General features: G+C 32.9%; 24 protein-coding genes and 2 tRNA genes. 8 read left to right on the top strand and 18 right to left on the bottom strand.

Annotation, left to right across the window (positions count from 1 at the left end):
* Positions 1-111: 111 nt before the first annotated feature.
* The 6 genes from B9N53_RS00355 to B9N53_RS00330 form a co-directional block, all read right to left on the bottom strand.
* Positions 112-339 (bottom strand): hypothetical protein, encoded by a 228-nt coding sequence (locus B9N53_RS00355; RefSeq protein WP_094203221.1) that lies wholly within the window; start codon positions 337-339, stop codon positions 112-114.
* Between the two features lie 11 nt (positions 340-350).
* Positions 351-548 carry a hypothetical protein gene (locus B9N53_RS00350; RefSeq protein ID WP_094203220.1) on the bottom strand — a complete coding sequence of 66 codons (198 nt, stop codon included), beginning with the start codon at positions 546-548 and terminating at the stop codon, positions 351-353.
* Positions 542-730 carry a hypothetical protein gene (locus B9N53_RS00345; protein WP_094203219.1) on the bottom strand — a complete coding sequence of 63 codons (189 nt, stop codon included), beginning with the start codon at positions 728-730 and terminating at the stop codon, positions 542-544. Before B9N53_RS00345 ends, B9N53_RS00350 begins: the two co-directional genes overlap by 7 nt.
* 298 nt (positions 731-1,028) lie before the next feature.
* Complete coding sequence (locus B9N53_RS00340; RefSeq protein ID WP_094203218.1) at positions 1,029-3,254, bottom strand: DNA primase family protein; 2,226 nt, start codon at positions 3,252-3,254, stop codon at positions 1,029-1,031.
* Positions 3,229-3,414 (bottom strand): hypothetical protein, encoded by a 186-nt coding sequence (locus B9N53_RS00335; RefSeq protein WP_094203217.1) that lies wholly within the window; start codon positions 3,412-3,414, stop codon positions 3,229-3,231. Before B9N53_RS00335 ends, B9N53_RS00340 begins: the two co-directional genes overlap by 26 nt.
* A gap of 2 nt (positions 3,415-3,416) precedes the next feature.
* Complete coding sequence (locus B9N53_RS00330; RefSeq protein WP_094203216.1) at positions 3,417-3,626, bottom strand: helix-turn-helix transcriptional regulator; 210 nt, start codon at positions 3,624-3,626, stop codon at positions 3,417-3,419.
* A 112-nt stretch (positions 3,627-3,738) separates the two neighbouring features.
* On the opposite strand from B9N53_RS00330, the gene B9N53_RS00325 reads away from it, so the two are divergent.
* Positions 3,739-4,323 carry a helix-turn-helix domain-containing protein gene (locus B9N53_RS00325; RefSeq protein WP_094203215.1) on the top strand — a complete coding sequence of 195 codons (585 nt, stop codon included), beginning with the start codon at positions 3,739-3,741 and terminating at the stop codon, positions 4,321-4,323.
* A gap of 126 nt (positions 4,324-4,449) precedes the next feature.
* Complete coding sequence (locus B9N53_RS00320) at positions 4,450-5,364, top strand: site-specific integrase (RefSeq protein WP_094203214.1); 915 nt, start codon at positions 4,450-4,452, stop codon at positions 5,362-5,364.
* 59 nt (positions 5,365-5,423) lie between these two features.
* Here the strand turns inward: B9N53_RS00320 and B9N53_RS00315 are convergent.
* A tRNA-Ser gene (locus B9N53_RS00315) sits at positions 5,424-5,513 on the bottom strand.
* 98 nt (positions 5,514-5,611) lie between these two features.
* Here B9N53_RS00315 and B9N53_RS00310 point away from each other — a divergent pair.
* Entirely contained in the window at positions 5,612-6,301 is a 690-nt protein-coding gene (locus B9N53_RS00310; RefSeq protein WP_094203213.1) for a gamma-glutamyl-gamma-aminobutyrate hydrolase family protein, read from the top strand.
* 73 nt (positions 6,302-6,374) lie between these two features.
* On the opposite strand, the gene B9N53_RS00305 is transcribed toward B9N53_RS00310, so the two are convergent.
* Positions 6,375-6,713 (bottom strand): arsenic metallochaperone ArsD family protein, encoded by a 339-nt coding sequence (locus B9N53_RS00305; protein ID WP_094203212.1) that lies wholly within the window; start codon positions 6,711-6,713, stop codon positions 6,375-6,377.
* Positions 6,714-6,795: 82 nt separating this feature from the next.
* On the opposite strand from B9N53_RS00305, the gene B9N53_RS00300 reads away from it, so the two are divergent.
* Both B9N53_RS00300 and B9N53_RS00295 read left to right on the top strand, forming a co-directional pair.
* Positions 6,796-7,572, top strand: a complete 777-nt coding sequence (locus tag B9N53_RS00300) for a TraX family protein (protein WP_094203211.1) — start codon at positions 6,796-6,798, stop codon at positions 7,570-7,572.
* Between the two features lie 59 nt (positions 7,573-7,631).
* Positions 7,632-8,780 carry a hypothetical protein gene (locus B9N53_RS00295; protein ID WP_094203210.1) on the top strand — a complete coding sequence of 383 codons (1,149 nt, stop codon included), beginning with the start codon at positions 7,632-7,634 and terminating at the stop codon, positions 8,778-8,780.
* Between the two features lie 46 nt (positions 8,781-8,826).
* On the opposite strand, the gene B9N53_RS00290 is transcribed toward B9N53_RS00295, so the two are convergent.
* The 6 genes from B9N53_RS00290 to brnQ all read right to left on the bottom strand — a co-directional run bounded on the left by B9N53_RS00290 (position 8,827) and on the right by brnQ (position 14,246).
* Positions 8,827-9,366, bottom strand: coding sequence for an isochorismatase family protein (locus tag B9N53_RS00290; protein WP_094203209.1), 540 nt, complete (start codon positions 9,364-9,366; stop codon positions 8,827-8,829).
* A gap of 57 nt (positions 9,367-9,423) precedes the next feature.
* Positions 9,424-10,182 (bottom strand): ABC transporter permease, encoded by a 759-nt coding sequence (locus tag B9N53_RS00285; RefSeq protein ID WP_094203208.1) that lies wholly within the window; start codon positions 10,180-10,182, stop codon positions 9,424-9,426.
* 9 nt (positions 10,183-10,191) lie between these two features.
* The gene (locus tag B9N53_RS00280) at positions 10,192-11,313 is read right to left on the bottom strand and encodes an ABC transporter substrate-binding protein (protein ID WP_094203207.1); all 1,122 of its coding nucleotides are present in this window, start codon (positions 11,311-11,313) and stop codon (positions 10,192-10,194) included.
* Positions 11,314-11,360: 47 nt separating this feature from the next.
* Entirely contained in the window at positions 11,361-12,143 is a 783-nt protein-coding gene (locus B9N53_RS00275; RefSeq protein WP_094203206.1) for an ABC transporter ATP-binding protein, read from the bottom strand.
* A 406-nt stretch (positions 12,144-12,549) separates the two neighbouring features.
* The gene (locus B9N53_RS00270) at positions 12,550-12,903 is read right to left on the bottom strand and encodes a YkvA family protein (RefSeq protein WP_094203205.1); all 354 of its coding nucleotides are present in this window, start codon (positions 12,901-12,903) and stop codon (positions 12,550-12,552) included.
* Between the two features lie 65 nt (positions 12,904-12,968).
* A complete protein-coding gene (gene brnQ / locus B9N53_RS00265; protein ID WP_094203204.1) occupies positions 12,969-14,246 on the bottom strand; it encodes a branched-chain amino acid transport system II carrier protein in 1,278 nt (425 codons plus the stop codon).
* Positions 14,247-14,384: 138 nt separating this feature from the next.
* Between brnQ and B9N53_RS00260 the strand changes: the two genes are divergently transcribed.
* The 3 genes from B9N53_RS00260 (at position 14,385) to B9N53_RS09160 (ending at position 16,933) form a co-directional block, all read left to right on the top strand.
* Positions 14,385-15,620: a putative DNA modification/repair radical SAM protein gene (locus tag B9N53_RS00260; protein WP_094203203.1), complete on the top strand. Its 1,236-nt coding sequence runs from the start codon at positions 14,385-14,387 to the stop codon at positions 15,618-15,620.
* Positions 15,621-15,622: 2 nt separating this feature from the next.
* Positions 15,623-16,351: a TIGR03915 family putative DNA repair protein gene (locus tag B9N53_RS00255; RefSeq protein ID WP_094203202.1), complete on the top strand. Its 729-nt coding sequence runs from the start codon at positions 15,623-15,625 to the stop codon at positions 16,349-16,351.
* 87 nt (positions 16,352-16,438) lie between these two features.
* The gene (locus tag B9N53_RS09160) at positions 16,439-16,933 is read left to right on the top strand and encodes an FxLYD domain-containing protein (protein WP_094203201.1); all 495 of its coding nucleotides are present in this window, start codon (positions 16,439-16,441) and stop codon (positions 16,931-16,933) included.
* Between the two features lie 54 nt (positions 16,934-16,987).
* On the opposite strand, the gene B9N53_RS00245 is transcribed toward B9N53_RS09160, so the two are convergent.
* From B9N53_RS00245 to serS, 4 genes are all read right to left on the bottom strand, one after another.
* A tRNA-Arg gene (locus B9N53_RS00245) sits at positions 16,988-17,063 on the bottom strand.
* Positions 17,064-17,086: 23 nt separating this feature from the next.
* On the bottom strand, positions 17,087-18,271 hold the full coding sequence (locus B9N53_RS00240; protein WP_094203200.1) for a D-alanyl-D-alanine carboxypeptidase family protein: 1,185 nt from the start codon (positions 18,269-18,271) through the stop codon (positions 17,087-17,089).
* A gap of 8 nt (positions 18,272-18,279) precedes the next feature.
* Positions 18,280-19,416 (bottom strand): glycosyltransferase, encoded by a 1,137-nt coding sequence (locus tag B9N53_RS00235; RefSeq protein WP_094203199.1) that lies wholly within the window; start codon positions 19,414-19,416, stop codon positions 18,280-18,282.
* 27 nt (positions 19,417-19,443) lie between these two features.
* Complete coding sequence (serS, locus tag B9N53_RS00230; RefSeq protein ID WP_094203198.1) at positions 19,444-20,709, bottom strand: serine--tRNA ligase; 1,266 nt, start codon at positions 20,707-20,709, stop codon at positions 19,444-19,446.
* Between the last annotated feature and the right edge of the window lie 317 nt (positions 20,710-21,026).

Here is a 21,026-nt window from a genome sequence, read left to right as displayed (position 1 = left end):
ATAGTACCCCCCCAAACTTGACATTTTTTGACTTTTTTTGACTTTTTTGTGTGTAATTTTCAAATTAAAGAAATAAAACAGGGTACATATCATAGTACCCCGTAATCCTTATTATTTTGCATTATTTAAAACATTAATCAAATTATTTACTTTACTGCAATTTAATTCCGTTAAATGCAATACATCTTCCAATCTCTCCACTGGAGTAATTCCTTGATTGATTTCGTCAATTATTTCAATCATATTGTCCTCGCATACTCTCGCAAATGTTCTCAAATACAATAAATCAACCATTACATTATCAAGTACATCACTTTTATTTGTTTTTATATTACTCATATTAAATACCCCTAATTTATATCTGTTACCACGCCTACTGGGTCATAAATCAATATGCAAATCAGCATACCTCCGGTGAATCTATTGTCAATGATCATTACATCATCGATACATCCCCAATCCTTATCAATTGTATTAATAACAAAATCTTTTACTTGATTATCTAAATCATCTTGGTTATCTGCCATAAATCCCTTAATCTCTAACATTGTTTTTCACTCCTCAATTGATTATATGGTTTATCATAAATTATAAACGCTATCCATCTATCACTTATATTTTTTATTTGAATATCTCTAACATATTGAATATTATTTTTTAATATCCTACTATTAACTTTTTCTTGTAATGCTTGCATAGTTGGCGAATCTAAAATCATTATTTGTCGCATTATTACCTCCTCATTTTTTTATGGTGTAACCTTTGTTACCTCAGCATGTTGTTTGTGTTGTTGCCATTTAGCCATTTCTGTTAACTGTAACAAAGTAACACAAAAATACACTATAAAAGTTTTTTCCTATATATTTCTACGCTGTAATCTCAGCATGTTGTTATATAGGTGTATATATATTTTTTTTATTTTTATAGAATAGTAATGTTACATGTTACATTAACCCTGTAAACGTTTAAATTTCACCAATATGGTGTGTAACATTTTCGTTACAAAGTAACATTTTAAAATATATTTTTTACACTGCTGTACTCTCGTAAACTCTTGTTGGTATTCCGTTAATCCTTTTAAGTCCTAGGTTAGTTAATCCCCATTTCTCGCTCAATGCCTCTCGCAAAAAATTTTTATTACAAGAATAATCATTTCTATTGCACCATACCTCATAGTCCCAATTAACCTCATTAACAGGTTTGTGTAAAAAGTCATCTATTGTTTTATCCTCAATATACAAAAAAGCTGGGTTATTTTCCTTGTGGTAGTTCTCATTAAAGTTATTTACGGACATACTACTTGTAAAATTACGATTTGAGTATAATCTCTTGTAACCTTTTATGAACAAGAATATCCAATATTCTAGTGCTTTATCAGTAGTAAGCTTGCTGATGAAATAAGGATCTACCTTTTCAACTTTTGAATACATGGGTAACCACATTACACGCCTACGGTAGGATTTTCCTTTTTCAAATGATTTAATCAAATGGTTTGATGTGAATATCAATGTAGTAGTAGGTTTTATCTTTTCGGGATCCTTGTATAATCTTCTAGTTGTAAAACTGTCGCATGTAGAAATGTTTTTTAAAATCTTCATGTCTTTATCGTTTATTGATTGGTCTTGTAAATCGTCTCCTAGATTAGCAAGTTTACCACGTATTGAACTAGAATAACGATCATCTGCAAGGTCTTTTATAGATAAAAAACACACATTATCTCTCCCTAAAATTTCAGTAATGATTTCTAATAATGTGCCTTTTCCATTTCCACCGTCTCCAATAAAAATAAAAAATTTACCAACAGCCCTCTTGAACTCACTATTAACTATCAATGTATGTCCTAACACTTCCAGCAATAGGTTTTTGTATTCTGAATCATTATCTGTCAACTTGTCAATGTAATCATCAACAATTTTAACGGGTTCACAATCCTCATAATAATTAACATCTATCCTATATGGTGTAAAATCCTCATAAATAACTGGGAAAAACTCTCCATTATCCAAATATCCATTTTTTAAAGCTATTTTCATGGGTGTATCAGCAGGAATATAGCGACATCTATAATCGATTTGTTTTAGAACTTCATCAATAAAGGTACTCCTTTCGCCCTTTGCCTTGTTATATATGATTCTTTTTAATTGGTTCAAATCATTTGAATAGATTTTACCGTTATAGAAATAGATATCTTCCCCATATTTCACAACCTTAAAATCGCTCATTATAAGATTTGAAATATTTTCAGCTAATAGCTTTAGATTCTTTTTACCCTTATTATCTATTGGATTAAAATCGTATCTATCACTAAAACCGTATTTTGTTTTAATATCCGTGTTTTTGTATTCATATATGAATTTCTTTCTATTATCTTCTGCCCAATCACTATTACCTTTAGCTAATACTTCAACTGCTGCTAATCCCGTATAATATGATATTTCTTTATCCCTAACACCTTTGACTATACTCATCAGCATTGGAATGAAAAATTCGTAATTATCAGCCTTGTTAATCTCATTATCAACATATTTTTTTACCAACAATAAAGCTGTCTCACGGTCATATTTATACACATTGGTATCATCATATGGCTTGGGTACATTTAACGTATTATTAGCCGTTGTATTGCTTTCTTTTTGTTCTTCTTGCTTATTATTTCCATGTGTAATATTATTATGATATAAACTAACGTCTATATACTCTCCATCAATTCTATAATCAAAAATAGGATTGACATTAAGCAAAGAACAAGGATAAAAGAATAATTGAGCAGGTTTGTAACTTGCTTCATCAATTACAGGTAAATTTAGGCTCTTAGTAAAATTTATCGCTATACTTCTATAATCTTTTGTGTCTATAGCTTTATTAAACGGAATAACGATTCTGAACTTTCCATTATTTCCGTTATAACTTGCTGTAGTATATAGACAATAGTTTATTTTTGATTCTTTTAACCTTGTAATCGTGTTATTCATATCTTCAAAACTGCACTCATCAAAATCTAAAGTTAAACCTTCACGGCTTATTATGTCCTTTTCACATCTTCCACCATTAGACTTACCAAATATAAAATACTTCCCATTCTTCAAATTACTTTTAGTATTCCTATCAAGTTGTTTGTAATCTTCGTGACTGTAATTAATAACCCTGAACTCTTTTATCTCATCAATAAAATCACTCCATGTGATATGTTTTGATTCTACAGATTTTGTTCTAAAATCTTCGCCAAAACTAACATTCAATTCCCTTTCTGTCATCTAATCTAAACCTTTCTTTTAAATACTTTTCTTCAACTCTACCACGTAGTACAATGTACCCTTGCTCTTTTAATTCAGCATTTAAATCCCTTATAATCTTGTATGCTGTAGATTGTGGAATACTCAATAAATCTTGTACCTGTGCTACATTCAATAACATAATTAAACCTCCTTATATTCTAGTATTTCATCAATAGATACACCCAAGCCTTCAGCTATAGAAATAGCTGTATCATAGTTACATGATCCACGATTAATGACTTGATTAATGTGTATCTTGTTCTTATTGATTCTTTTAGCTAATTCTTTTTGCGTCATTCTCCTATCATATAACAGGATATTGATTTTTCTACAATTTAAAAAAACTCTCAATGTTTGCACCTCCTTTTCTTGTTAACTTAATTATATATTAACTTAATAATTAAGTCTTGTCAAGTATTAATTTAGATTATATAATTAAGTTAATATTAAGAGGTGATTTATAATGTTGAATGAAAATATAAAAAGGATTAGAGAAGAAAAAGGCATGACACAAAAACAGTTAGCCGATAAAGTCGGAATATCGGGTGCTTTTATGTCTTTAATTGAAAAAGGTACCAACAATCCAAGCGAAGAAAATTTACAAAAAATAGCTAATGCCCTTGACGTTCCAATAGAAATTCTTCTCGCAGCAAAAAATAAAACTCCTGAAATTGAATTAATAGAAATATTAATTCAACTAACTAAAAGTAATAAGATTATATGGAGCATAGCTCAACATGGTGATGAATATTATGGTCCTGATCCAGTTAAATACGTCTCAATTGTAAATGATACTCGCTATCTTATAATTCATGCGGACGTGATCCCTTTAAGACTACAGAATGGTTTGTATTATTCAAACTTAAAATCCGATAAAATAGAATCCGTAGTAAGATGGGGCGTTTCTGATGAATTTAAAGAAATTTCTGAAAAATTGACCGAACTATGGAACGCAATAGAATTATCAGTTAATGGTAAATCTTTTATTTACGATCAAATAGATGAACTTAAAAAGCTATTAGACGAGGATAAGAATGCCAACATATAAAAACAGTGAGACCAATAAATGGTACTGTAAATTTTATTATTTTGATCACGAGGGAAATAAAAAGCAAAAAAAAAAAAATCAGGATTTACATTCAAAAAAGACGCTCAACAATGGGAAAGAGATTTTTTGTTATCAAAACAATTTGAACCCGATATAACATTTGGATCATTTCTAGAAATATACAAAAAAGATAAATACCCCAAATTAAGAATATCATCAAGAGATAAAAAAGAATGTAGGTATAAAAGAATATTACCATATTTCAAAAACAAACCAATTAATAAAATCTCCAATAAAGATATATCTAATTGGCAAAACAAAATGATAGAATCAGGCTTTAGATCAACATACATAAAAGGACTACAGGGCGAAATATCAGCAGTGTTGAATCATGCTGTTAGATTCTATGGATTAAGAATTAACCCATGTAAAATAGTTGGTTACGCTAAAGTACCTAATGAAATACCAAACAAAATGAGATACTGGACATATGATGAATACCTAAAAGCTATAGACAATATAACAGATTTAAAATCAAAAACAGCTATTAATTTATTATATTGGACTGGTATGCGTAAGGGCGAATTATACGCTCTCACATGGAATAAAATAGATTTTAACGATAAGACAATACTAATAGATAGATCACTACAACGAATAAACGGTAAAAGCATTGTAACAACAACAAAAACCTATGAGAGTAGAATCATTAAACTACCTGATACGACGATAAACCAATTAAAAGAATATAAAGACCATTGTTATAATATAGATTCATCAGACTATGTATTTGATTGGGAAAAACAATTCATTGAAAAAGGTATTAGACAAGCAAGTGCAACAGCAGGAATATCTAGAATACACGTTCACGGACTTAGACATAGCCATGCAAGTTTTTTAATTAGTCAAGGGGTAAATGTAGTACTGGTCGCTAAAAGACTGGGACATAAAGATATAAAAATGACATTAAATACTTATAGTCATTTCTTTCCAACTGATGAAAATAATCTGATAGAAAATATAAATAAATTAAACAATTAGTACCTTTTTAGTACCTTTAAAAAAATAGACCGCTAAAAATAGCGGTCTATAGGTGTTTTTGGCGGAGAAAGTGGGATTCGAACCCACGTGGGAAATAATCCCAAACGCATTTCGAGTGCGCCCCGTTATGACCACTTCGATATTTCTCCAAATATAATAATATTATAGCACTTTTGTTGATTTAATCAAAAAATGTGTTTTTGTTTTATCTTTGATATAATAATATTGAAATATAATTGGAGGAAATATGAAAATAATAGGACTAACACCACTTTACGATGTGGCAGAAAACAGACTTTTTATGCTTAGAAAATACATTGAACTTATTGAAAAAAACGGAGCTTACGCAGTGATTCTTTCGTTTAATTCTGACAGGAAATTCTTGGAAGAAATCGTCGACAGATTGGACGGAATTGTGTTCACAGGTGGAATTGATGTCGCTCCATCATATTATGGCGAAGACAAAATTTTGGAATGTGGAATTTCTTCAAACGTACGCGATGAATTGGAGTTTAATTTGATGGATATTTGCTACAAAAAAGACATTCCAACATTGGGAATTTGTCGTGGACTACAAATAATGAATGTGTATTTGGGCGGAACTTTGTACCAAGATTTGAAAAAACAAAAGGACATTTCCATCATTCATTCCCAAGACAAACCATACAATGATTTGGTTCACGAAGTTACAAATTACGAAATGTTCAAAGAAAAATTCGGCGACAAGTTTTATGTGAATAGCCTTCATCATCAAGCGATCAAAGATGTGGCAGATGAGTTAGAAGTGTTGCAAAAATCTTCTGATGATATAGTGGAAGCGGCATACGTTAAGGACAAAAAGTTCTTCCTGGGAGTGCAATACCATCCCGAAATGGCGTTAGATACTTTATCCCAAGGTCATGAAATTGTCAAAATGTTTTTGGATTCAATAGAATAGATTCAAAAAGTGTTATGTAAACCTGTGATTGTCACAGGTTTTTTATTTTCCTAAAACTTAGGAAAAAATCTTATCAGAATTTACGCTTATCGTTCACGTAAGCTTGGTTGAAAATATTTCTGTCTATGTGAAGAAAATCCAATATTTCATAGCTTTTTGGATATCTTCCCGAAAGCACAACATTTCCATCTACAACTGTGATTGGAAGTTTCATTCCGTCGTCAATTTTCTGTGAAATATCATGTTGTTCGAACATTTCGGGATTCTTGTTTAATTTGAACCTGTCGACAACAACTTTCTTCGTTTTCAATTGTTGCAAGAAAAATGACAACATAACAGAATTTCTATTATCCATTTCATTTTCGAACAAATTATTCTCGTCTACTTTGTTCTCAAAAATCATCATTTTCATACTATCACCTATTATAATTATATCAGATAATAATGTGCTTTATTTGTGATAAAATAGTTGTAACAAATTCAAGGAGATTATCATGCAACTTTTAAACGAAACCCAAAGGAAAAAATATTTGGATATTTGGCACAGAGACAATGGAATATCAAGTTCTGGGCTGAAAGTAATTGCCTGCATATCCATGCTTATCAGTCACATTGTGCAATGCAATATGCTTCAAAAATTCAACATTTATCCTGCGATGACACTCACATCATCTGATTGGAGAGTCACAGTAGGAGCGTTAATGCTTTTTATCGGAAGAATTGCGTTTCCGATTTTCGCATTTTTAATCGTAAATGGAATGTTTCTAACTAGAAGCGTGGAGAAATACATCGTAAGGTTGTTTTCGTTTGCGATTATTTCGGAAATTCCTTTTGATTTGGCGATTAGTGGTGAAATGTTCGATTTTTATCACCAAAATGTGTTCTTCACGTTGGCACTTTCTGCATGTCTTATATTTGTCATAGAAAAAATCGATAAATTCGACCAATCAAATTTCGTGAAGGCGATTTTAAAATTAATTTCCGTAGCCATATTCTGTGTAATCGCCAATTACTACCACACAGATTATTCTATGCTTGGAATTTTAGCTGTGTTTTTGTTGTATTTGGGCTCATCTTCCAGAAGAAACACTTACATAGCGATATTGTTCGGATATTTTTTCGAAGCGTATATGTATTTGTTCGTGTATCTGTCGATTCCCATTATTCACTTTTACAACGGCAAAAAAGGTAACATCAACAAATGGGCATTCTACATTTTCTATCCAGCTCATTTGTTATTGATAAGTTTCGTTCGTGATTTCATTTTATAGTTTGAATTTTAAGCTGAAATACATTAGAATTATATATTATACTTTTAATGGAGAATTTTATGAAAAAAACTAAAAAACAAAGTGAAATTTCGCTGGAATCTTTTGTGACAATCGCTGTCGTTTTCGGACTTTTCGGCTACATTGCAAAAGTTATGGGTCTTGGCAATATGTTTAATACTTTGATGAAAACGGCGCACGATTTGCTGCTTAACACTGTGTTTTTCATAATGGCAATCGCAGTTTTAACAGGTGCGTTATCCAAGCTTTTAAGCGAATTTGGAGTTATTGCGCTAATCAACAAGATCATCAGCCCTATTATGAAACCACTTTACAATTTACCTGGTGCTTCGGCGCTTGGTATATTGACGACTTTTTTGTCGGATAATCCGGCAATCATTGGACTTGCAAAGGACAAAGGATTTGCCAAATATTTTAAGAATTATCAGCTTCCTACGTTGTGCAATTTGGGAACTTCATTCGGAATGGGATTTATCGTGTGGACTTTTATGTCTTCTCTTGGAAATGGTACGGAATTTTTCAAGGCGGCGTCCCTCGGAGTTTTGGGAGCAGTCGTGGGATCTGTTGTTTCTGTAAGAATTATGATGCATTTCACGAAAAAATACTACGCCGATACAGATGAACAAGTGGAATTTGAAGAAAAACAAATCGTCGAAGAAAAAGAAGATTCGACTTTGATGGAGAGAATTTTAAATTCAATGCTTGAGGGTGGAAAATCCGGTGTACAAGCTGGGATGGACATTATTCCTGGAGTAGTTGTGATTTGCACATTGGTTATGATACTCACATCAACTGGAACTGTTGAAAACGGAACCGTAGTCTACACTGGAGCGGCTTACGAAGGAGTCGGTTTGATTCCAAAACTTGGAGCATTGCTAAATCCCATTTTGAAACCATTGTTTGGGTTCACCTCATCAGAATGCATTGCATTTCCTCTTACAGCTTTGGGAAGTGTCGGAGCAGCGCTTGGACTCGTTCCAAAATTATTGGAGAAAAATTTAATCACTGGAAATGATATCGCAGTTTTCACAGCCCTTGGAATGTGCTGGTCAGGATATTTGTCCACACATGTTGGAATGATGGACACATTAAACGCCAGAAAACTCGCACCAAAAGCAATTCTATCTCACACGATAGGAGGAGTAGCAGCTGGAATCAGCGCACATTTCTTGTATTTATTGTTAGGATAAAAAAATCCAACTTTGCTTTTTAGAAAGTAAAGTTGGATTTGTTTTTTTATTTGATTAGTTTGGACAAAGTTTTAAATTCAGGACTTCCCGCTCTTTTCAAAATATCGAAAATCAACGTTTCAGAATTGATTACCAAACAGTCCATCTCTCTATAATTTTGAATAGCATTCATTTTATTTTCAACACGTCTGCTTGTAACGCAATCTTCAAGCACAATCATTTTATATTCGTCAATCAAATCACGTATCGTTTGGTAGACACAAATGTGAGCTTCCGCTCCGACAACTACGATTTGTTTCCTTCCAGTTTTTTCGATTTCATTCATAACATCATCAAGCTTTGCAGTTAAATCTACCTTGTCGAATACCTTCGTTTCATATTCTTTCAAGCATTCTACAGTATCTCCAAGTCCTTTCGGATATTGACGTGTCGTAATCACAGGAATATCGTAAATTCTCGCCATCTCCAACACAGCCTTAGTGTGATTAAGCACGTATTCATTGTCGTGAAGAACAGGCACCAATTTTTCTTGCAAATCGATCAACAAAATTATCATATCGTCTTTATTCACATTAAACTTTTCCATATCTCACCTCAAAACTATCATACCATAAAAAAAGCACGCCACACAGCGCGCTTTGATTTAAATTGTCCAGCTTAGAATTCTTTTTTTGATTAGTTCAAATATTTGCATTACCACAACTAAAACTATAACCAAAAATATAAATCCTACCCAAGCATGATTAAACAATCCAAAATCAGTGTATTTTTTTACGAAAAATCCCATTCCGTATTTGGAGCCGTACATTTCTGCGTAAACCAACATTACAAATGTACTTCTCAACGAACTTACAAACCCTGCTAATATTGAAGGACTTGCTGCTGGAAGTATAACTTTGACAAGTTTGTCAAATCCTTTGATTTCTAATGTCTTCGCCTTGTCCAAATATCTTTTGTCAATTGTCATTATTCCAGTGATTGTCGCAAAAATCGTAGTCCACACCGTTCCATAAATTATCAAAAACAATGAAGCAGACCACAAATTTGGCGCTAACATCAACACAAATGGTGACAATAAAATCGATGGAATAACACTAAAAGCATATATTACAGGATGTAAAACTTCTCTTAATCTTTCGCTCATTCCCAATAATGTTCCCAAACCTATCGCTATTATCAACGATAAAACGATGGATGGAATCATTAAACCGAATGATGAAAACATATTAATCAACAAAACTGATTTATCTTCGTGAAATGCTTGAGCTATCGATTCTTTACTCGGAAAAAGGTATGGATTTACCATGTGATTGTCTGTCAAAAATATATACACAACTATTAATGATACGAAAATCAACACAGTAATCCAATATTTTCGAATAAACTCCTTTACCTTATCCAAAACAAACCTCTATTTGTCGTTTTCTTCAAAGAATTTTTCTAAGCTTTCGTAGAATTTAGGATCTTCTTTTCCGTATTTTTCTTTAGTTTCTTCTAAGGCTTGTTTGTACAAATCAGTATTGATTTTGTCTTCAATGTTAATTGATTTTGCTTTTGCATCTAAGAAATTAGTCTTGTCCAAAATATCCCAAGCTCTGATAACACCTTTTTTCAATGGGTCAATGTGAACATCGTAGTGTTCGTCAAGCATATAAGCTGCTACAAATGCATCGTCAGCTTTGATTTGTTTTGCTAACATATGAACAGCTTCTTGTTTGTTGCTTTCATAATATTGTTGTGCTCTGATTAAAGCTCTCAAAATAGCCTTAACAGTGTCTGGATTTTCGTTGATGTATTTTGTCTTAGCTACCAATCTACAACAAGAATAGTTAGGCATTACATCACTTTGATAAGTAACCACTTCAATGTCTTTCATATTTTTAACTGCTTGGTTTTGTTGAGTTCCTAAAAGTGCGTAATCAACATCTCCCCTAACAACAGCTGCCATTGCATCATTGTATTTTGTGATTTGTACCCAATCAACTTCCTTCAATGGATCTTTAACACCTGCATCCATCAACGCACCAGTAAATGCGTAGTATTGTGGGTTAATTGCTGCTTTCTTACCAACTAAATCAGTAATTCCATTCCATTTAGTTCCTTTTTTAGCGATAACAGGCATTGCACCATTTAACATATGACCACCAAAAATTGTCAAATCTACACCAGCTGAAATTTGTTGAAGTGGATTTGAAGTACCGGCGTTTGATACAACATCAACCTTGTCTGATGCTAAAAGAGATAACGCATCTGCATTTTCTGTAGCAAATACAGGTTCTATTTTGATTCCTTCGTCCTTAAAGAAACCTTTTTGTTCAGCTATAGTTACCAATACATTACCACTTGTTCCGTAATTCCATTTAACTACAGTTTCTTCCTTCTCATCATTAGAAGAAGAATCCTTTGAAGTTTCTTCCTTCTTTTCTTCTGTCTTATTTTGTGTTTCACTGTCTTTTTTATCGTTGTTATTAGAACATGAAGCAAATACTAAGCAACAAATAAGACTCATTACAATCAATAATTTCTTTTTCATAAGTACCCCCATAAAATTTTATTTAAATAAACTAAATCAATAGTCTACTATAATTTATTTGAAATATCCTCATTAATCTTTTTAATCAAAAGATTCCTAAGCTCAATAGTTTTCTTATCGTTGAATTGATTTTCCCTAGTCATAACAGTAGACTTATCCAACTTCAAATCAAAAATAATCTTGCTGGGAGATTGTCCCAAAACGACAATTCTGTTTGCCAACAAAATAGCCTCGTCAACATCATGTGTTACAAAGAACACAGTTTTCTTCTGATCTTCATTATTATATAGATTAATAATTAAATCCTGAAGATTCGCCCTAGTAACAGCATCAATAGCTCCAAACGGCTCATCCATCAAAAGCACTGGAGAATCCAGTGAAAAAGCTTGTGCAATCGCACACCTTTGTTGCATACCACCTGAAAGCTCCTTAGGAAGTTTATAGTAAATATCTTCTTCCAAGCCAACACTTTTCAAAGCTTCCATTGCCATGTTTTTGATTTCAGACTTTGATTTGTCTGGATATTTTTGTTTCAATGCCAACGAGATATTATCACCAGCACTAAACCATGGAAATAATCCATAATCTTGAAATACTACAGCCCTATCAAGTCCTGCCTCTTTGATTTCTGTGTCATTTAATTTTATAGATCCATATGTAGGCATCTCCAAACCAGATAAAAGCCTAAGAAGAGTGCTCTTGCCACATCCTGATTTCCCCAAAATGCACACAAATTCTCCAGAATCAACCTCTAAATTTAATCCTTCCAAAATCTTCCTAGAATTATTCTCGTAAGAAAATCCCAAATTTTCTACAGTAATATAACTCATTTAGCACCTGCTTGATAAATATTTTTCTATCTCATAAATTTACTTATCTAGTCTATCACGTTTCGATGATTTGTCATCTTTTCATAAAATCATTTATAAATCTAGCCTATAAATTATTTATCATTTCTATTTTATTAAAATACCTAAAATTGAACTTATACTCCTTAAATTCATGATTTTACTTATATTTATAAATTAACTTCCTATTTTTCTTGAATTTCCCAATGTATTTTTCGTCATTTATTTAAAATTACAATAAATATTCCTTAATATTTTACATAAATTTATCGTTTTTCTTACTTACACACATGAAAAAAGCCACAGATAATGAATATCTGCAGCTTAAAATAACTTATGAATCTATTTTTGTTTCAAATTATGCTTTATTTATTTAAAATTTCAATAACTATTTCACCACATTTTTGTAAATCAAAAAGCTTATCAATAGTAATATCCCTACTCCTGCGACTATTCCAACTATTTTTAGTTTGGAGTTTAGTTGCTCTGCTTTTTGTTCACTGGTGTCGATGATGTCTTCTGGGATGAATTTCTTTGCGACCATCATTAATGATGGAGCGAGGATTAAATCATCCAAGATTCCCAATCCAGCGACGAAATCTGGCACGAAATCCACTGGGCTTACTACATAAAGCACTGACAATGCCAATACGATTTTCGACAATAATGGTGTTTGTTTATTAAAAAATGCATACCACAATGTTGGTATTTCATTCTTCAATCCTAATAATTTTTTAATCATTAACTCACCTCAAATATATTATACCATACATTGCACGATATATCGTATTACATAATAGTTACAATTTATTTTTTGATTTTTCCTATAAATCCACCGATGATTGCTGGAATTATCCAAATAAAACTTTTGACTTGCATTGGAAATACTGATTCGATTGTTTTCAACAAACCGAAATCCAATTTGAATCCGTTAAGTAATACTATAACCGCGTAAATCGACACTCCTATTATGGAGCCTAATTTTACGTTTCGTGAAAATGTATTTTGCTTGAACAAATTCAAGAAAATCAAAACTATTGCCACAGGATATATCGCTGTCAAAAATGGCGCTGAAATTTTTAGTATTTTTTCGACGCCAACTACTGCGAAGAACGCACTGAAAACTGTGGATATTATTATGATTAAATCGTATGAGATAACTCCGTTTGTTTTGTCTTTTAGCATATCACTGAAGAATTGTCCGACTGTTGTTGTAAGTCCAATCGCTGTTGTGAGGCATGCCAATGCCATTGCAACGCAGATTAATGCTTTTCCCAAAATCCCCAAATGTTGATAGCAAATGTATAACAACAAATCAACTCTTTCGACATTTCCTAGGTTGAACTTGGATGTGGCAGCTCCGAGGTAAATCAATCCTCCGTATACGAAGCAAAGTCCTATAGCTGCTATGATTGATGCTTTTATTGTGTATTGTTTGATTGTTTTGTCATCTGTAATTCCGTTTCCCATAAATCCTTTGGTAACTACAATAGCAAATACTAATGATGCCAACGCATCCATGGTTTGGTATCCTTCTTCAAAGCTTGATTGGAAGACTTGAATTTGATATGTATTCACGGGCGTTGCAACGGGAGATATTATTCCTTTGAAAATAATCACGACAAGAGTTGCAATCAACAACGGCGTCAAAATTTTTCCCAAATTATCTATTATGCTGCTTGGTTTTCTGACGAATAAATACACACAAGCAAAAAATACTACCGTGAGCAAAACAGAATTTGCTCCTTTGAAAAATCCTTTTTGAATTATTTCTACTGTTGTTGCTGCAGTCCTTGGAATTGCAAGTCCAGGTCCAATCGCAAGCATAATTATCGTCGAGAATATTAGTGAAAATCGCGGACTTATAGTGTTGCCGATTTTTTCAATTGTTCCTCCGCTTTTTGTCGCTGCGAGTAATCCCAAGAAAACCAGTCCTACTGCGCTTAGCAAAAATCCTAATGTCGCAATCAAATACTGATCTCCTACTTTGTTACCCAAAAACGGTGGAAATATCAAATTCCCCGCTCCAAAAAACATCGAAAATAGTGCGAATCCACTAACGAATATTAATTTCTTATTTTTCATGATTACCTCTGTATAAATATTTTAAAATTTTATTAGTTCTTACAATTCTACCACAATTTCTTCCAGATAACAACATTTTTATAAAAAACAAACTTGTGCGAATGTTTGTTTTATTATAAAATACGAATAGGTGATCTTATGGAATTAAAACGCAAATTATCAATATTATCAGACGCTGCCAAGTACGATGTCAGTTGTTCTTCTAGTGGTTCAAAAAGGAAAAATACCTCTGACGGAATCGGAGCAGCACACAATTCTGGAATATGTCACAGCTGGTCTGAAGACGGAAGGTGCATTTCACTACTTAAAATTTTACTCACAAACAAATGCATTTACAGTTGTGAATACTGCGTCAACAGAAAAGAAAACGACATCGAAAGAGCAGAATTCACTCCAGAAGAAGTAGCTGATTTGACTATAAATTTTTACAAAAGAAATTACATAGAAGGATTATTCCTGTCAAGTGGAGTTGTAAAAAGTCCCGACCATACGATGATAAAGCTTATAAGAGTTGCGGAAATTCTTCGTAATGAGAAAAAATTCAACGGATACATTCACATGAAGGCAATCCCCGGAGCAAGTGAAGAATTAATCGAAAGACTAGGAAAACTTATCGATCGTATGAGTATCAACATAGAACTTCCAACAAAATCCAGCTTGAAGATGCTCGCTCCTCAGAAAACTTATGAGTCCATCGAAAAACCGATGGATTTTATTAACGAATCCATAACTCAGTACAAAATCGACAGGAAAACTATCAGAAAAACTCCTTTGTTTTTACCAGCTGGTCAATCCACTCAAATGATAGTCGGAGCAGGTCGTGAATCGGATCTTACAATTATCAACAAAGCAAGTAGCCTTTATGAAGATTACAAGCTCAAAAGAGTTTTCTATTCGGGATTTGTCCCTGTAATCAAATCGAAATATACAGATGGAATCAAAAAAGTTCCCATGCTACGTGAACATAGGTTGTATCAAGCAGATTGGCTGATGCGATTTTACAAATTCAAATCAAACGAAATTTTGAACGAACAAAACCCGTTTTTTGATTTGACATTAGATCCCAAAGCATTCTGGGCAGTGCAAAATGTAGCGAACTTTCCAATAGAAATAAATCGCGCATCTTATGAAGAACTTCTGCGTGTTCCAGGATTCGGTCCAACATATGCTATGAGAATTATAAATGCGAGAAAATTTGCCAACCTCAGCTACGACGATTTGATCTCTCTTAAAATCTCACTGAAAAAAGCGAAGAACTTCATACTTGTAAACGGAGTATACCGCGGACAAAAATACAGCACAAAAGACGATTTGCTGGATATTTTGAGAATACAAGAAGGAAAAAATGTAACACAACTTAGTTTTTTGGAGTAAATATGAGATACAGTTATGACAACAGCTTAGACGGCTTGTTTACGGTGATTTTTGAACAGTACAAACACATTGAAAATTCAATTATCGTTGTGAAATCAGATCAATTGGATTTTTTGAATGATGACATATACGTTGAAACAAATACTGAAAAATCATCACGTGTGAAAAAATCGATAATAGACAAATTCGGATTCAACTTTTATCGTAGCATCAACTACGCATTCGTCTCAGAAAATCCCGACAAATCGACCATTATCGCTAAGACAATCAAAAATATGTACACATACGGCTACAACTTCATCAACTCTTCCGACAAAATCGCTGTCCTATTCAATAGTCTGTGCAAATATTCAACAAGAGAACTTCACGCATATAAAGGACTTCTTAGATTCAAAGAAATCCAAGACAACTTCTTATTCGCAGAATTCGAACCAAACAACGACATTTTGGAATTACTCACCTATCATTTCAAAAACAGATTGAGAAATGAAAAGTTTGTGATTTACGACAAAAAAAGAAATAAGTGTGCAATATATGTGGACAATGATTTGGCATTTTACGATGTAGAAGAAATTTTCAAAGAAGAATCTGATGAAGAGAAAATGTTTGAAGATTGCTGGATAGAATTCTACAATTCAGTCGGGATAAAAGAACGTCAAAACCTCAAACTTATGCAGAATAATATGCCTAAAAGATACTGGAAATATTTACCGGAGAAAAATAAAGTATAAATTTTGATTTTCCCTAAATTTTTTGTATAATAGTATTAATAAATGTTACATATTTTCATTTATTGATAAAATTTTAGGAGGAAAAAAATGAAGAAGACAGTTAAGGGAGAAGACGGAAAAGAATACACAATGAAAGAGAAAAAACCTTTTTATAAAAAGGTATGGTTTTGGGCACTTATAGTTATAGTTATTATTGCAGTAGCATCTCAAGGCAGCAAGAAGCCAGAAACTACAGTTAATGGTGAACAAACTAAAACGGAAGAATCTGCTAATAAAACAGAAAAAAAAGAAGAAACTAAGGAACCAGAAAAACCAAAATATGAATTGACTCAAGTAAAACAAGAATCAGATGAATTTTCAACATATGTAACTGGTGTATTAAAAAATAACTCCGGTTCTGATAAAGGATATATTCAAATTGAATTTCCTGTATATGATAAAGACGGAAATAAATTAGATTCAGCTTTCGCTAATGTTACGGAACTAAAGAAAGACAAAACATGGAAATTCAAAGCTGTATATTTAGGAACAGAAAAAGATGTAAAAGTTGACTTAAAAGATCCTAAAGTATCAGGATTTTAATACAATGCTAATAAACTTCAAAAAAATCCCTGAGCAACAATGCTCAGGGATTTTTGGTACTCCCACCCGGATTCGAACCGGGGATGCCCCCTTAGGAGGGGGGTATTATATCCAGCTTAATTATGGAAGCACATAAAACCGAATCAAATCGGCTTATGATGCAAGAAGTGCTTCTAACAATTCGTAAGTGTATTTGGCACTTCTTTTTATTCTAGTTAATGTATCTGCTTTTTCGTAAGGTTTTTTGACAACGAGACTTACTTCTCTTTTGTCACCTTTTCCAGTGTCGATTACAACTTTCCCTACGATTTGTCCTTTTTTCAAAGGAGCTTTCAAATCTTTTTTGATGTCGACTTTTTGTTGCAGACCAGTTTTTGTATTATACAAAATGGATACGTCTTCTGTCGGATAAATCTCAACGTTTTTGTCCACAACGCTGTTGACTGATTTCGTTTCGATTGGCTTTTCGCTGTTTAATATATTCATTGGTTCAAATGAATTTCTGACGTATTCCAGTATTATTTTTTGGTAAGTATTTCTATCATATTTTGTGGGAGCTCCCATCAAAACAGATACTATTTTGTTGTTGGGTTTGTCTGGTTTCAAGCTCATCGTAGTTATCAAACAGTATCCAGCTTTTTCTGTTGTTCCTGTTTTAAATCCGTCGACACCTTCGATTTTGCCTAAAAATGGAACTGTAGTCACGCCTTCGTATTTTCTAGTCGGCATACTAAGTTTTTGTGTCTTTGTGTAATTTAAAACTTGTGGGTAATTGTTGATTGTATATGTGGTTAATTTCGCCAAATCTTTTGCGCTCATCATATTTTCCTTGTCGTTTTCAGGATAACCTGATGCAGAATAAAACTTCGCAGATTTCAATTCCAATTCGGCTGCTTTTTTGTTCATTCTTTCGACAAATTTCCCCACAGATCCTTCTGATTTCACAGCTAATTCGTCTGCGGCATCATTCCCACTGACTATCATCATTCCTCTTATCAAATCATTTACAGTTAATTCTTCGCCTTTTTTAAGTTGTATAGTACTCGCTTCAGGCTTATTGTATTGTGTTTGGATTTTGATTTTATCGTCGAGTTTGTATTTGTTTGCGTTGATGTCTTCCATAACCAAAACATAAGTCATTATTTTAGTTAAGGATGCTATAGCAAAAGGCTTGTTTTCGTTGTAATTCAACAACTCTTGGGAATAATCCTGTTCAATTGTGTAATACGAGTTTACTTTGTCTTCAAATCCCAACTTCGAGTCCGCTTTAGATAATGCAGGTTGAAATACAATAGCAAGTATTAACATTAAGGGTATTATTTTTTTAATACTCTTCATTTCTCACCTCATCTTTTCGATATAACTTCTTCGTACACTTTTATTACATCATCTGTAATATTTTCTTCGGAATATACTTTTTTGATATCGTGTGATATTTTCTCTCTGTCGTATTTTTCAATATTGTCGTGCATATATCTTAACGCTTCGGCTAACTTCTCAACGTTAAATCTATCAACCAATATTCCATTTTCTTCATTTATTAAATGTTCTGGCCCACCGCATTTACTTGCGACCACAGGAAGACCTGCGGACAATGCCTCCAAATACGCCAACCCAAAAGTTTCTGAATACGAATACAAACAAAACATATCCGCATTATTGTAGCCTTCAACGATTTTTTCTCTTTTAGTAAGTCCAGGAAGAAATACTTGGTCTGTCAAATTCAACTCTTCGACCATTTTAAGTAACGGTTTTCTCAAAAATCCGTCCCCGTAAATCGTAAGCTTCACATGTTTATCTTCTGAAAAAGCTATGTTAAAAGCTTCGATTAATTCTTTCGGACCTTTTGTCGTTATTACATTTCCAGTGGATACGATGTTGAAGATTTCTCCTCGTTTGAAATTCTCGTTGTTTTTGAAAATCGTAAGGTTTGGAATAATCGCAATTTCTGTAGAATCTTTTCCAAATTCTTCTTTGATTTTCTCTTTGAATTTGGGGCTTACAGTTATAAGTCCGTCAGTTCTGTCGTATGTTTCTTCGGCGATTTTCCTATAAGAAGGTTTGATAGTATCTTGGTTTACAACGGAATTGCATTCTGTAAGTACGAATGGAATGTTCAACTCTTTTGCAAGTTTGGATGTATAATATCCCTGGTCTGTAAAATAAGTGTGAATTACATCCGGTCTTCCTTCGATTTGCTCCACTTTTTTGTAGAAATGTCTAAGTACCAAATAAGAAAAGTCATAAAGGCTTTTGAAGATATATCTTCCAATCGGAAAATGAAAGGAATACACTTTGACATTGTCTTTTATAAAATATTCACTTTTATATTTGCGAAAACGTCTAAGTGATCTGAAATCAAGTGCAATCAACACAACTTCAACGCCTTTTTTGGCTAGTGCAATTGCCTGATCCAATTCAAATATTCCGTTCATTTTGTATTTATCCGTCGGATATCCTCTAGCGATTATATAAGCCTTCATTTCTTTTCCTATCTTAATTTTAGTTTACTAGTCTATTATATCAAATCCTGTGTATTTTTGTAGCACTTCAGGAATTTTTATACTTCCGTCAGCTTGTTGATAGTTTTCGATTACAGCTGCAAAGCAACGTCCAATAGCAAGTCCTGAACCGTTTAATGTGTGAACGTATTGTGGCTTATTATTTTCGTCACGATATCTAATATTTGCACGTCTTGCTTGGAAATCTTCAAAGTTAGAACAACTTGATATTTCAACGTATCTATTATAACTTGGCATCCACACTTCAATGTCGTAAGTCATTGCTGATGAGAATCCCAAATCCCCAGAACAAAGTCTAACAACTCTGTATGGAATTTCCAATAATTGCAAGATTTCTTCTGCGTTATTTGTAAGTTTTTCTAATTCGTCATAACTTGTAGCTGGTTCAACGAATTTTACCATTTCAACTTTTTCAAATTGGTGATTTCTAATCAAGCCTCTTGTGTCACGTCCAGCACTTCCAGCTTCTCTTCTAAAACATTGAGTAAATGCCGTGTAGTAAATTGGCAAGCTTCCTTGTTCCAAAATTTCTCCTCCCAATAAATTAGTTACTGGAACTTCTGCTGTAGGAGCAAGATACATATCGTCTTTTTCGCAATAAAACATATCTTCTTTGAATTTTGGAATTTGACCTGTACCCATCATCGCACTTGGACTCATCAACACTGGTGTATTCATTTCAGTGTAACCTTGCTTGTCAGTGTGAAGATCAACCATGAAATTCATCAAAGCTCTTTCAAGTCGTGCGCCTTTTCCTTTGAATACACTAAATCTTGATTTGGAAATCTTAGTTGCTCTTTCGAAATCCAAAATATCCAAATCAACACCCAAATCCCAATGAGCTTTTATATCAAAATCAAATTTACGAGGTTCTCCCCATTTTCTCATTTCCAAGTTTTCAGTATCATCCAAACCAACCGGAACATCTTTGTTAGGAGTGTTTGGGATTTCCATCAAATATTCTCTGATTTCTTCGTCGATGTTTTTCAAATCATCATCCATAGATTTGATATCATCAGACAACTTCTTCAAGTTTTTGAAAAGTTCTGTAGTATCTTCTCCGTTTTTCTTCATTTGTGGAACTTGTTTAGAAAGCTTATTTTGTTCCGCCTTCATTGATTCTACTTTTTGAATAACTTCACGTCTTTTTTCATCAGTATCCAAAAGTTTTTGAATAGGATATTCTCCTCTTCTTTTTTTAAGCGCTTCAACGATTTCTTCTGGATTGTTTCTAATTCTTTTAATATCTAACATAACTTTCTCCTTATAAAACAATAAAAAAACTCATACCAAGGGACGAAAATTACGTTTCCGCGACTGCCACCCTAATTAGCATAAGCTCTCTCAACTAATAACGCATAGAAGTTAGATTCATTATTTTCATAAACTTATTCTCACCACACATAAGCTCTCTGAATTACTCCAATAATTACTATTTCTTCATCAACTGCAATATTCAACTATATTAATGTATATTTTACCACAAACAATCTTGTTGTGTCAATGTATAGCATAATTACAACGTTTTTTATATTCATATTAGCATTTTGCACGAACATCTGACTACAAAA

The organism is Finegoldia magna (genome assembly GCF_002243175.1).
GTDB classification, from domain to species: domain Bacteria; phylum Bacillota; class Clostridia; order Tissierellales; family Peptoniphilaceae; genus Finegoldia; species Finegoldia magna_J.
Note: the sequence above shows the minus strand (reverse complement) of the source record. Positions and strands in the feature narration are given on the sequence as shown.

Excerpts from the sequence above, each read along its gene's own strand:
- B9N53_RS00345 (WP_094203219.1), bottom strand. The coding sequence starts at position 730 with ATGCGACAAATAATGATTTTAGATTCGCCAACTATGCAAGCATTACAA.
- B9N53_RS00305 (WP_094203212.1), bottom strand. The coding sequence starts at position 6,713 with ATGAAAATGATGATTTTTGAGAACAAAGTAGACGAGAATAATTTGTTC.
- B9N53_RS00255 (WP_094203202.1), top strand. The coding sequence starts at position 15,623 with ATGAGATACAGTTATGACAACAGCTTAGACGGCTTGTTTACGGTGATT.
- B9N53_RS00295 (WP_094203210.1), top strand. The coding sequence starts at position 7,632 with ATGAAAAAAACTAAAAAACAAAGTGAAATTTCGCTGGAATCTTTTGTG.
- B9N53_RS00350 (WP_094203220.1), bottom strand. The coding sequence starts at position 548 with ATGTTAGAGATTAAGGGATTTATGGCAGATAACCAAGATGATTTAGAT.
- B9N53_RS00280 (WP_094203207.1), bottom strand. The coding sequence starts at position 11,313 with ATGAAAAAGAAATTATTGATTGTAATGAGTCTTATTTGTTGCTTAGTA.
- B9N53_RS00290 (WP_094203209.1), bottom strand. The coding sequence starts at position 9,366 with ATGGAAAAGTTTAATGTGAATAAAGACGATATGATAATTTTGTTGATC.
- B9N53_RS09160 (WP_094203201.1), top strand. The coding sequence starts at position 16,439 with ATGAAGAAGACAGTTAAGGGAGAAGACGGAAAAGAATACACAATGAAA.
- B9N53_RS00340 (WP_094203218.1), bottom strand. The coding sequence starts at position 3,254 with ATGACAGAAAGGGAATTGAATGTTAGTTTTGGCGAAGATTTTAGAACA.
- B9N53_RS00240 (WP_094203200.1), bottom strand. The coding sequence starts at position 18,271 with ATGAAGAGTATTAAAAAAATAATACCCTTAATGTTAATACTTGCTATT.
- B9N53_RS00335 (WP_094203217.1), bottom strand. The coding sequence starts at position 3,414 with ATGTTATTGAATGTAGCACAGGTACAAGATTTATTGAGTATTCCACAA.
- B9N53_RS00325 (WP_094203215.1), top strand. The coding sequence starts at position 3,739 with ATGTTGAATGAAAATATAAAAAGGATTAGAGAAGAAAAAGGCATGACA.
- B9N53_RS00275 (WP_094203206.1), bottom strand. The coding sequence starts at position 12,143 with ATGAGTTATATTACTGTAGAAAATTTGGGATTTTCTTACGAGAATAAT.
- B9N53_RS00270 (WP_094203205.1), bottom strand. The coding sequence starts at position 12,903 with ATGATTAAAAAATTATTAGGATTGAAGAATGAAATACCAACATTGTGG.
- B9N53_RS00260 (WP_094203203.1), top strand. The coding sequence starts at position 14,385 with ATGGAATTAAAACGCAAATTATCAATATTATCAGACGCTGCCAAGTAC.
- B9N53_RS00355 (WP_094203221.1), bottom strand. The coding sequence starts at position 339 with ATGAGTAATATAAAAACAAATAAAAGTGATGTACTTGATAATGTAATG.
- B9N53_RS00235 (WP_094203199.1), bottom strand. The coding sequence starts at position 19,416 with ATGAAGGCTTATATAATCGCTAGAGGATATCCGACGGATAAATACAAA.
- brnQ (WP_094203204.1), bottom strand. The coding sequence starts at position 14,246 with ATGAAAAATAAGAAATTAATATTCGTTAGTGGATTCGCACTATTTTCG.
- serS (WP_094203198.1), bottom strand. The coding sequence starts at position 20,709 with ATGTTAGATATTAAAAGAATTAGAAACAATCCAGAAGAAATCGTTGAA.
- B9N53_RS00310 (WP_094203213.1), top strand. The coding sequence starts at position 5,612 with ATGAAAATAATAGGACTAACACCACTTTACGATGTGGCAGAAAACAGA.
- B9N53_RS00300 (WP_094203211.1), top strand. The coding sequence starts at position 6,796 with ATGCAACTTTTAAACGAAACCCAAAGGAAAAAATATTTGGATATTTGG.